This is a genomic window from Flavobacterium sp. (assembly GCF_044368995.1).
GTDB lineage: Bacteria > Bacteroidota > Bacteroidia > Flavobacteriales > Flavobacteriaceae > Flavobacterium.
Genome location: NZ_JBIPMS010000056.1, coordinates 1 through 10,558, shown reverse-complemented (window position 1 = coordinate 10,558; position 10,558 = coordinate 1). Strand labels below are relative to the sequence as shown.

The 10,558-nt window shown below is 31.9% G+C and carries 11 protein-coding genes; 3 read left to right on the top strand and 8 right to left on the bottom strand.

The features are described 5' to 3' along the window. The 3 genes from ACIQ2I_RS05510 to rpsL all read right to left on the bottom strand — a co-directional run. Positions 1 to 1,255: elongation factor G (locus ACIQ2I_RS05510; protein ID WP_396181434.1), on the bottom strand; the 1,255-nt coding region annotated here is incomplete at its 3' end. 11 nt (positions 1,256 to 1,266) lie between these two features. Then, positions 1,267 to 1,743, bottom strand: a complete 477-nt coding sequence (gene rpsG / locus ACIQ2I_RS05505) for a 30S ribosomal protein S7 (protein WP_396181433.1) — start codon at positions 1,741 to 1,743, stop codon at positions 1,267 to 1,269. Between the two features lie 26 nt (positions 1,744 to 1,769). Then, positions 1,770 to 2,156, bottom strand: coding sequence for a 30S ribosomal protein S12 (rpsL, locus tag ACIQ2I_RS05500; protein ID WP_091314384.1), 387 nt, complete (start codon positions 2,154 to 2,156; stop codon positions 1,770 to 1,772). Positions 2,157 to 2,448: 292 nt separating this feature from the next. Between rpsL and ACIQ2I_RS05495 the strand changes: the two genes are divergently transcribed. Together ACIQ2I_RS05495 and rlmB are read left to right on the top strand one after the other, a co-directional pair. Continuing rightward, positions 2,449 to 4,044, top strand: a complete 1,596-nt coding sequence (locus ACIQ2I_RS05495; RefSeq protein ID WP_396181432.1) for a hypothetical protein — start codon at positions 2,449 to 2,451, stop codon at positions 4,042 to 4,044. 34 nt (positions 4,045 to 4,078) lie between these two features. Next, the gene (gene rlmB / locus ACIQ2I_RS05490) at positions 4,079 to 4,819 is read left to right on the top strand and encodes a 23S rRNA (guanosine(2251)-2'-O)-methyltransferase RlmB (protein ID WP_396181431.1); all 741 of its coding nucleotides are present in this window, start codon (positions 4,079 to 4,081) and stop codon (positions 4,817 to 4,819) included. Between the two features lie 75 nt (positions 4,820 to 4,894). Here the strand turns inward: rlmB and ACIQ2I_RS05485 are convergent, their stop codons facing one another. After that, positions 4,895 to 5,623, bottom strand: a complete 729-nt coding sequence (locus ACIQ2I_RS05485) for a rhomboid family intramembrane serine protease (protein WP_396181430.1) — start codon at positions 5,621 to 5,623, stop codon at positions 4,895 to 4,897. Between the two features lie 176 nt (positions 5,624 to 5,799). Here ACIQ2I_RS05485 and ACIQ2I_RS05480 point away from each other — a divergent pair, with 176 nt between their 5' ends. Beyond that, entirely contained in the window at positions 5,800 to 7,077 is a 1,278-nt protein-coding gene (locus ACIQ2I_RS05480) for a replication-associated recombination protein A (protein WP_396181429.1), read from the top strand. A 223-nt stretch (positions 7,078 to 7,300) separates the two neighbouring features. Here ACIQ2I_RS05480 and ACIQ2I_RS05475 read toward each other — a convergent pair whose 3' ends face one another. Genes ACIQ2I_RS05475 through ACIQ2I_RS05460 form a run of 4 tightly spaced genes read right to left on the bottom strand, consistent with a single transcriptional unit; the run spans position 7,301 to position 10,455 of the window. After that, positions 7,301 to 7,996, bottom strand: coding sequence for a hypothetical protein (locus ACIQ2I_RS05475; protein WP_396181428.1), 696 nt, complete (start codon positions 7,994 to 7,996; stop codon positions 7,301 to 7,303). Continuing rightward, entirely contained in the window at positions 7,993 to 8,679 is a 687-nt protein-coding gene (locus ACIQ2I_RS05470; protein WP_396181427.1) for a YjjG family noncanonical pyrimidine nucleotidase, read from the bottom strand. Before ACIQ2I_RS05470 ends, ACIQ2I_RS05475 begins: the two co-directional genes overlap by 4 nt. Before the next feature lie 2 nt (positions 8,680 to 8,681). After that, positions 8,682 to 9,170, bottom strand: coding sequence for a hypothetical protein (locus ACIQ2I_RS05465; RefSeq protein WP_396181426.1), 489 nt, complete (start codon positions 9,168 to 9,170; stop codon positions 8,682 to 8,684). After that, positions 9,163 to 10,455: an ABC transporter permease gene (locus ACIQ2I_RS05460; RefSeq protein WP_396181425.1), complete on the bottom strand. Its 1,293-nt coding sequence runs from the start codon at positions 10,453 to 10,455 to the stop codon at positions 9,163 to 9,165. The genes ACIQ2I_RS05465 and ACIQ2I_RS05460 overlap by 8 nt, the downstream gene beginning before the upstream one ends. Positions 10,456 to 10,558: the final 103 nt, after the last annotated feature.

Below are 10,558 nucleotides of genomic sequence, written 5' to 3'. Positions count from 1 at the left end.
ACTCCAAAATAATTGGGTGTTTTTCATCACACAATGTATCTCCAGTTTTGATATCTTTAAAACCAACTGCCGCTCCAATATCTCCAGCTTCGATATATTCGATTGGATTTTGTTTGTTTGCGTGCATTTGATAGATACGAGAAATTCTTTCTTTGCTTCCAGAACGTGTATTTAACACATAAGAACCAGCATCTAAACGACCTGAGTAAGCACGGAAGAATGCTAAACGACCTACGAATGGGTCAGTAGCAATTTTAAATGCTAAAGCTGCGAATGGCTCTTTAACATCTGGCTTACGTAATATTTTAGTTTGATCTTCTTCTAATAATTCAGCATCATCAGGATGAATTCCTTCAATACCTTCTTTATCCATTGGAGATGGTAAGTATTTACATACTGCATCTAACATGAATTGAACCCCTTTGTTTTTGAAAGACGAACCTGCAATCATAGGAATAATAGCCATATCCATAACCGCGGCTCTTAATGCAATGTTGATTTCTTCTTCAGTAATTGAATCCGGATCTTCCATGTATTTATCAAGCAAGTTCTCATCGTAATCAGCTACTGCTTCAATAAGGATATCTCTGTATTCTTTTACTTCATCAAGCATATCAGTTGGAATATCAACAACTTCATAAGTTGCTCCCATTCCCGCATCATCCCAAACAATTGCTTGGTTTTTTACTAAATCAACAACACCTTTGAAGTCATTTTCTTCACCAATAGGTAAAGTAATTGCAACTGCGTTAGACTTTAACATATCTCTTACTTGTTGACATACCATCAAAAAGTTAGATCCTTGTCTGTCCATTTTGTTAACGAAACCGATACGTGGTACTTTGTATTGATCTGCTAATCTCCAGTTAGTTTCAGATTGTGGCTCAACACCATCAACTGCACTAAATAAAAAAACCAAACCATCTAATACACGTAAAGATCTGTTTACTTCTACAGTAAAATCAACGTGTCCAGGAGTATCAATAATATTAAAGTGATAAGGCAATGATTCCGGCAACAATTTACCTTGTGTAGTTGGAAAATTCCACTCACAAGTTGTAGCTGCTGAAGTAATTGTAATACCTCTTTCTTGCTCTTGAGCCATCCAGTCCATTGTTGCAGCACCATCATGTACCTCACCAATTTTGTGTGATTTACCAGTGTAGAATAATATACGCTCAGTTGTTGTGGTTTTACCAGCATCAATGTGAGCAGCAATACCAATATTTCTTGTATATTTAAGTTCTCTAGCCATCTCTATTCAAATTAAAATCTAAAGTGAGAGAATGCTTTATTAGCATCTGCCATTTTGTGAGTATCCATTCTTTTCTTAACGGCTGCACCTTCTTCTTTGGCCGCTGCTAAAATTTCTGCAGCTAATTTACCAGCCATAGATTTTTCATTTCTTCTTCTAGTGTAAAGAATTAACCATTTAATTGCCATAGATACTTTTCTATCTGGGCGAATTTGCATTGGAATTTGAAATGTAGCACCACCCACTCTACGTGAACGAACTTCTACGTGAGGCATAACGTTTGTTAATGCATCTTTCCATACTTCTAATGCTGATTTCTCTGCATCTTGTTTTTTTGTTTCAACTATCTCTAAAGCATCATAAAATACTTTAAAAGCAACTGATTTTTTACCATCCCACATTAAGTTGTTTACGAAACGTGTTACCAACTGATCGTTGAATTTTGGATCTGGCAAAAGAGGTCTTTTTTTGGCCTGTCTTTTTCTCATGTCTTTTCTTTAAAAGTGTTAAATAATTACTTTTTAGCTGCTTCTTTAGGGCGTTTTGTACCGTATTTAGATCTACGTTGTGTTCTGTCTTTAACACCTGCTGTGTCTAAAGCACCACGCACAATGTGGTATCTAACTCCTGGTAAATCTTTTACCCTTCCACCTCTAACTAATACTATCGAGTGCTCTTGTAAATTATGCCCCTCTCCAGGAATGTATGCATTTACTTCGTTTCCGTTTGTTAAACGAACCCTAGCTACCTTTCTCATTGCTGAATTTGGTTTTTTTGGAGTCGTTGTGTAAACACGAGTACATACACCTCTTCTTTGAGGACATGAATCTAAAGCCGCCGATTTACTCTTCTTAGTTATTTTGGTTCTTCCTGTTCTAACTAACTGCTGAATTGTTGGCATAATTAAATTTTAATTAAACTTTGTTTATTGTTACCTTATTTTAAGGGATGCAAAGGTAGAAATTATTTTTAATTATCCAAACTCTAAATTATTTATTTTTAATTTTCTACCTTTTTGATAACCAGATTTAGTCGAATGTCTTAAAGTTAAAATGTCCAAAATCTTAAATTTGTGTTCCTTTTAAAATTAAACAACAAAATAATTTCAAAAAAAATTACGTTATATTTGGGCTATGAAATATTTGTTTTTTCTTTTTTTTATTACACCCTATATATATGGTCAGCAATTTTATTTGAAAATTGAAGGAAGTTCTCCCATTGAAAATAAAATAATTGATAGTATTGGCTACACTAAAAAACATAACGAAATAAAAACCATTTTAGAAACTCAAAAAACATTCAATCAAAGTTTGCTAAAAATTGGTTTTTTAGAAAACGAATTGCTTCAAACCAAAAAAAATAACGATAGTAGTTTTACCTTTATATATAAGTTAGGAAATCTGACTAAGAATATCGAAATTAAAATAGATAGTTTAGAAAATGAAGTAAAAGAAATTTTAAACTTAACCACTTCTGAAATTATTTTGCTGTCGAACACAGAAAATTACATTAATGAAAAATTAAATGTCTTAGAAAAAAAAGGTTTTGCCCAATCCAAAATACAATTAAAAAATTTTACTAAAACCAATACCCTTTTACAAGCTAATTTAGTAATTGAATTAAACAAAATCAGAAAGATTAACCAATTGGTTTTTCAAGGATATAGCCAATTTCCTGAAGGTATTAAAAAAGTTTTTTTAAGAAAATACAATGCTAAACCTTTTAATAAAGAGATAATTAAAAAAATTAATTCTGATTTTAATACGTTGCCTTTTGTGTCTCAGATTAAATATCCAGAAGTTTTACTCACCACAGATTCCACAAAAGTATATTTGTATTTAGAAAAAAGAAAAAATAACACTTTTGATGGTTTTTTAGGATTTGGAAACAAAGAAGTCACTCAGAAATTACAATTTAATGGTTATTTGGATTTGAACTTATTCAACAATTTAAATTCTGGGGAACGCTTTAATTTGTATTGGAAAAATGACGGAAACAAACAAAGCACATTTAATGTTAATTTAGATTTGGCTTATATTTTTAAGAGTCCGATGGCATTAAAAACAAATTTAAAAATCTTCAAACAAGATACCATTTTTCAAAATAGTAGTTTTGATTTCGATTTGGGTTATATGATCAATTACAACACCAAAGTTTTTGTGGGTTATAAAGACAACGTTTCGGAAGCCATTCAAAAAATTACAGCTTCTACCATTAAAGATTTACAATCAACATTTATCACTTCCGTTTTTGAACATAAGAAATCAGATTTTGACACTTCTTTGTTTCCAGATAAATTTAGCGTTTTTACAAAATTTGGAATGGGGAAACGAACTACAAGCGCTGTAAAAACCAATCAGTTTTTTGCTCAAATTCAACTGCAAAAATTACTCGAGCTCAATAAAAATAACTTTATTCATATAAAAACAGACACGTATTATCTGCAAAGTAATAATTATTTTACAAACGAATTGTACCGATTTGGAGGCATTCAATCCATAAGAGGATTTAACGAAAACAGCTTACAGGGAAATATTTTTACTGGTCTTTTTGCCGAATACAGATATGTTGCGGCACCAAATTTATATTTTTATAGCATTACCGATTTTGGCTATTACCAAGACAAAGCCAACGACACAAAAGACCAACTTTTCGGACTGGGTTTTGGTTTCGGATTACTAAGCAACGGGGGCTTATTTAATTTAGTGTACGCCAATGGAAATACCGGAAACCAAACCATAAAACTTTCTAATTCTATCGTGCAAATTAGTTTTAAAACGTATTTTTAAAATAAATTGGAATAAACTTGCCTATATTTGCACTATGAAAAACGACAATCAGATTTTTGGAATTAGAGCCATTATTGAAGCCATACATTCGGGCGCAGTTATAGACAAAGTATTTATTCAGAAAGAAGCTCAGGGCGACTTAATGAAAGATTTGATGAAAGCTATAAAAGCAAATAATGTAAATTTTAGCTATGTGCCAGTAGAAAAACTGAATCGTTTTACTTCTTTAAATCATCAAGGAGCGGTGGCAACAATTTCGCCAATCGCTTTTCATGATTTAGATACTTTAATTGAACAAACTTTAGAAAGTGGCAAAACGCCTTTATTCTTAGTTTTAGATCAATTATCAGATGCGAGAAACTTTGGAGCAATTATTAGAACGGCAGAATGTGTTGGCGTTAATGGCATTATTGTTCAAAAACAAGGTTCGGCTCCAGTAAATGGCGATACTGTAAAAACAAGTGCTGGTGCCGTTTTTAATATTCCTATTTGTAAAGTAGATCATATTAAAGATGCCGTTTTTCATTTACAAAGTTGTGACATCAAAACCGTAGCAGCAACTGAAAAAACAGAAAACACCATTTATGATATCGATTTTAAAGTTCCTGTAGCAATTATTATGGGCAACGAAGAACGCGGTGTAAACCCTTCTGTTTTAAAAGTGGTGGATGAAAAAGCAAAATTACCTATGTACGGAACTATTGAATCTTTAAATGTTTCTGTAGCTTGTGGTGCTTTTTTGTATGAAGTAGTGAGACAACGAATTTCTAATTAGATAATTAGTCAATGTGCCAATAGTCAATGTGCCAATTAGATAATTATCTGAACAATTATCTAATTATCTAATTATCTAATTATCTAATTGACTAATTTCCTCAACAATTTCAGGTTTTGGTGGATTAATAAAATTGCCGTTTTCGTCAAATTGTTTAAAGAAAGGTTTATCAGTTGGATCGAAATCTGGATGTTCCCAATCATAGAAAATAGGTTTGTCAAACTGAGGTGTTTTTATAAAAATTGCCATAATCAAACCCGTTACAAAACCAGCAAAATGACCTTCCCAGGAAACATTTCCCTTTAACGTTTCTGCATTGGGAAACATATACCAAATAATTCCTCCATATAACAAAACGATGGTTAAAGACAAAGCGACTAATCGGTAATATTTGGTTAAAATGCCTTTAAAAAAGATAAAACTCACCAAACAGTACACCAATCCGCTAGCGCCAATGTGATAGGAATTTCTACCCAAAAGCCATGTGCCTAACCCAGTAAATAAAATACCTAAAAATAATACTTTAAAAAACTGTTGGCGGTAAAAATACTTCAAAGCCATTACCAAAAAGAAAATCGGAATAGAATTATTTAGCAAATGTTTGAAATTTCCGTGAATAAAAATATGTAATGGAATGCCTCGCAAACCTTTAACCGTCTTAGGCAAAATCCCATATTGATACAGTTCTGGAAAATAATGCAAATTCAAATAATACGTCATCCATAACAACAATACAAAGAGTAACGGAAATAGCATCACGGAAAGTGAAAAATAAAAATTTTTATCTATTGATGATTTAAGCATTGGTTAGTCAAAAGTTTAAATGTCGTAAAGTCAAAAGGATTGAGCTTGAAAAAATATTTTTGAATATAAAAACAAAAGTCAAAAATGAAGCCAAAGTACAAGATATGAAATTTTGGCATATCATATTAAAATTAAAAAAAATTGTTTGGGAAGTATGCATTGTTTAAATTTGCTTTATGACAACACCTTTAGCAGAACGAATTCGTCCGAAAACTTTATCAGAATACATTAGCCAATCTCATTTGATTGGCGAAAACGGCTCTTTGACCCAACAAATTGCAAAAGGATTTATTCCAAGTTTAATTTTATGGGGGCCTCCAGGAACAGGAAAAACTACCTTGGCACAAATTATGGCACAGGAAAGTAAACGACCGTTTTACGAGTTGAGCGCGATAAATTCGGGGGTAAAAGACATTCGAGATGTTATTGAAAAAGCCAAACAAAGCGGTGGTTTATTCACAGCAAAAAATCCTATTTTATTTATTGATGAGATTCACCGTTTTAGCAAATCGCAACAAGATTCGCTTTTAGCAGCAGTAGAAAAAGGTTGGATCACTTTAATTGGCGCCACTACTGAAAATCCGAGTTTTGAAGTCATACCTGCACTTTTGTCACGATGTCAGGTTTATATATTAAATGCGTTTACAAAAGAAGATTTAGAGACTATTTTACACCGAGCCATTGCGACAGATGACTATCTAAAAACCAAAAAAATTAGTTTAATTGAAACCGAAGCTTTATTGAGATTATCAGGTGGTGATGGTAGAAAATTATTAAACGTTTTTGAGTTGGTTATTAACGCAACTGAAGGCGACACCATTGACATTACAAATGAAAAAGTAATGCAATTGGTACAAAAAAATACGGTATTGTACGATAAAACAGGCGAACAACATTACGATATTGTTTCAGCATTTATAAAATCAATTCGTGGAAGCGACCCGAATGGCGCGGTTTATTGGCTAGCCAGAATGATTGAAGGTGGCGAAGACGTAAAATTTATAGCCCGTAGAATGTTGATTTTATCAAGTGAAGATATTGGAAACGCCAATCCGACAGCATTTATTATGGCGAATAATGCCTTTCAAGCTGTGAGTACAATTGGCCATCCAGAAAGCAGAATTATTTTAAGTCAATGTGCCATTTACTTAGCCACTTCTGCAAAAAGCAATGCCGGTTATATGGCCATTGGAAAAGCGCAACAAGTAGTAAAACAAACCGGAGATTTATCTGTTCCGATACATTTAAGAAATGCGCCAACCAAATTAATGAAAGAATTAGGTTATGGCGAGGAATACAAATATTCGCACGATTTTGAGAATAATTTTGCAGAACAAGAATTTTTACCAACCGAAATTTCGGAAACTACTTTCTTTGAACCAGGCGAAAACGCCAGGGAAAAAGAAATTCGTCAATTTTTAAAAAACCGATGGAAAAATAAATATGGGTATTAGTTGGGTTTTGGTTGTTGGGTGTTGGGTATTGGGTATAAGGTATTGGGTGTTGGGTTTAAAACTTAAGATAGTTATTAATTGTACTCTTTTTGCCACGAATTCTCGAATATCTACTTAACAAACGAAAAAATTAGATCATCTTTGATGATAATTCGAAAATTCGTGGCTAAACTATTTTTAAGTTTAATTATACCAAATAGGTAAAAGAAAATTAACCTATTAACTAAAACAAATACTCTTCAACCATATATTTACCTTCAAAATAATATTCGAAAATACCTTTTTTATCTGTTTTCGTATAAACACCATTTACACCATACTTAAATGCAATAAATATATTGGGACTAGAAGTTATATTCATTTCTAAAACCTGTATCTGATTAACATCAAAAATTGAAAAACCATCACCTACTTTTACAAAACTACAATTTAAAAACGTTTTAAATTCTGAAATTTTAAGTCTTTCATCTAGTTCTGGTGTTGCAACAACATCTTTCTCTTGAATTACAGTTGCATTATATTTTTTTAATTCCGGGCTTAACATTCTAACTGTTTCAATATAAGCATTTTGATAGTCTTTTTCTCTTGTTTTTACTTCTGCCGTTTCAAATAGTAAATTGTTTTTACAATCTCTAATTTGAAATTTTAGTTTCGTTACTAACAAATTACTGTTATCTAATAAAACGCCGGTTAAAGCATTACATCTGTTTTGAGCAATCGATACAGGCAAAACTTCATCATCAAAAAACACTTGATAATTATTTGAAACTAAAATTGCTTTTAGCATATTATTAATGTTGTAGGTGTTTTTTTCTTTTTGAAATTCGTATTTATTAGAAATAATAATTACTTTGTTTTCCTGAGCAAATGAGGTAAATGACAAGAAAAGTAGTGCTAAAATAGAGAGATTTTTCATCATAATAAATTTTTTAATTGTGTTAAACTTTGTATTTGAAGAACTTGTTTGTGCGAAATTATTTCGGCCTTAGGATTAAAATAAACGGCATTTATTCCGAAATTTAGCGCACCTAAAACATCTGCTTCAAAACTATCACCAATCATTATACTTTCTTTTTTAGTTGCGTTTGCTACAGATAACGCATGTTTGAAAATATTTTCATGAGGTTTTTTATGTCCCGCAGCTTCCGAATTGGTAATTGTAACGAAATATTTATCCAAATTGCTTTTTTGTAATTTTACATCTTGTACAAATGAAAATCCGTTTGTAATTATATGTAATATATATTTATCTTTTAAATAGTCTAACGTTTCAATTGTACCTTCTATCAAATGATTATTTGATGTTAAATACTCAATAAATAGATGTGAAATGGTCTTAATTTGATCTAATGAAATCTCAAAATTAAGTACCTCAAAAGCGTCTTTAACTCGATTTACACGAAGTGTTTCTTGATCAATCTCGTTTTTCTCATATAATTTCCAATACGCAACATTAATAGGATTATAAATATCCATAAATACTTCAGAATCGATATTAAAATTTAGTTCTCGAAATATTTTTTCAAACGCTAAACCTGAATTTTTCTCAAAATCCCAAAGCGTATGATCTAAATCGAAAAAAAGGTGTTTTATATCTTCCAAATTTATTTTCCCTTTACAATTTCGGCATTATCACAATTATAAATCCAATCTTCTACGTCATCTTCATTCGGGCGAAACGTACCTTTTATAGTTAGATAAGTATCTGTTTTTAATTTTGGTGTCGCGCCTTTAAATTTAATACCCATAATGGTTTCTGGACCTGATTTTCCGCAGAAAAAACAAGATGCAAAAACGTTTTTGCTTAAAGCATAATTTTTGTTATCAATAGGCACAATAAACCCACTCATTACAATTGTTTTTTTGGCTAATTTTTTTAATTTGGTATTGATAATTGGAAAATCAACTTCGCCGTACGACGCATGCTTTTTCTTCATGTATTTAATTTCACCTAACAATTTCCAAGTCAAAGTATCTGTTGCAGCAAATGCTTTTTTTGAATTGGAAAAAGTAACTTCTTCACTTTGATTTTGAAAACTGAATAAGAAAACGCCAATTAATAAGGCCGTCATCATTTTTATCGAATTACGCATTTGCTAATGTTTTTGATATATTAATTGTATATGCTTTTATGGCCGGAATTAAAGCGGCTAATAATCCTATTAAAAGGGTTAACCCAAATAAAAGTACTTCTTTTTCCCAGATAATTTCCATAGGATCAAATCCTAATTTAAAATCTGATTCTGATGCTTTTGATAATAGCACTATTCCTAATCTGCCTAAAACAGTTCCGAAAAAATAGCCAACTATACAAAGTAAAATACTTTCGAGTAACACCACTAAAAGCAGTTGGTGTTTTTTGGCTCCGTTTACGCGCATTAAGGCAAATTCCGCTTTTCTTTCTTTTAAGGTATTGAATAAAGCAATGAAAATTGATATTCCAGAAATTAACATAATTCCGAATGCCAAATATTTCAAGGCATTTAATCCAACACCGAACATATCGAACAATCTGTTCATTTGATAAGTTGGCAAAGCGGCTTGCATTTTAGTATTCTGTGCAATAATATTTGGCCACATAAAAACACCCATTTTGTTTTTAAACTCAATTAAAACGGAAGTTATTTCCATGTTTGGCTCATCGATAGTCATATCCGATTCATGAGAATCATGATGGCATGCCTCAGAATGAACATGCTCTTCTTCTTCATGCACATGTCCAGGTTCTCCGTGAGCAGGGTTTTCAGCAACTTCTTCGTGACCTTCATCTTGGTGCATTTGCCAAACGGTTGGAATATTTGACAAAATTAAATTATCAATTACTTTTCCTGTTTTAGAAGCAATTCCTACAATACTATATTCTCCGTGGTCATGAACTTCACCTTCAGTGGCGCTTCCGTGGGTACCTTTGAAAGTATCACCTAATTTTAAATTCAGTTTTTCGGCAACTTCTGCTCCAATTACGACTTCAAAATTGTGATCAAATACTTTTCCTTCCGCTATTTTGGCCTGATATTTTTCTATGTAATCTGGTGTTGTTCCTACTATTTTGAATCCCACGTAATTGTCGCCATACGCTAACGGAATGGCTTTTTTTACGTACGGATGTTGCATCCAAACTTTTACCGAATCATAACTTATATTTCCTGTTGGATCATCCACCTGATAGACTGATGATAACACGAGTTGTAAAGGACTTCCTTGAGCGCCTAATACCAAATCGACACCGTCTAAATTACTTTGGTACTTTTCCTCGAATTGTTTTTCAACTAAAATTAAAACTGTTATAATGGCTACTGAAGCCGTTAATAACAAAATGCTCAAAATGGTATTCAATGGTTTTAACCAAATATTTTTCCATGCTAATTTTCCGATCATACCATTGTAATTTGATTGGTGAATTTGGCTTTAATACGATTATCGTGTGTGACAATAATTAAAGCCGTTTTATATTCTTTAGATAATGTTTCTAAAATCTCAA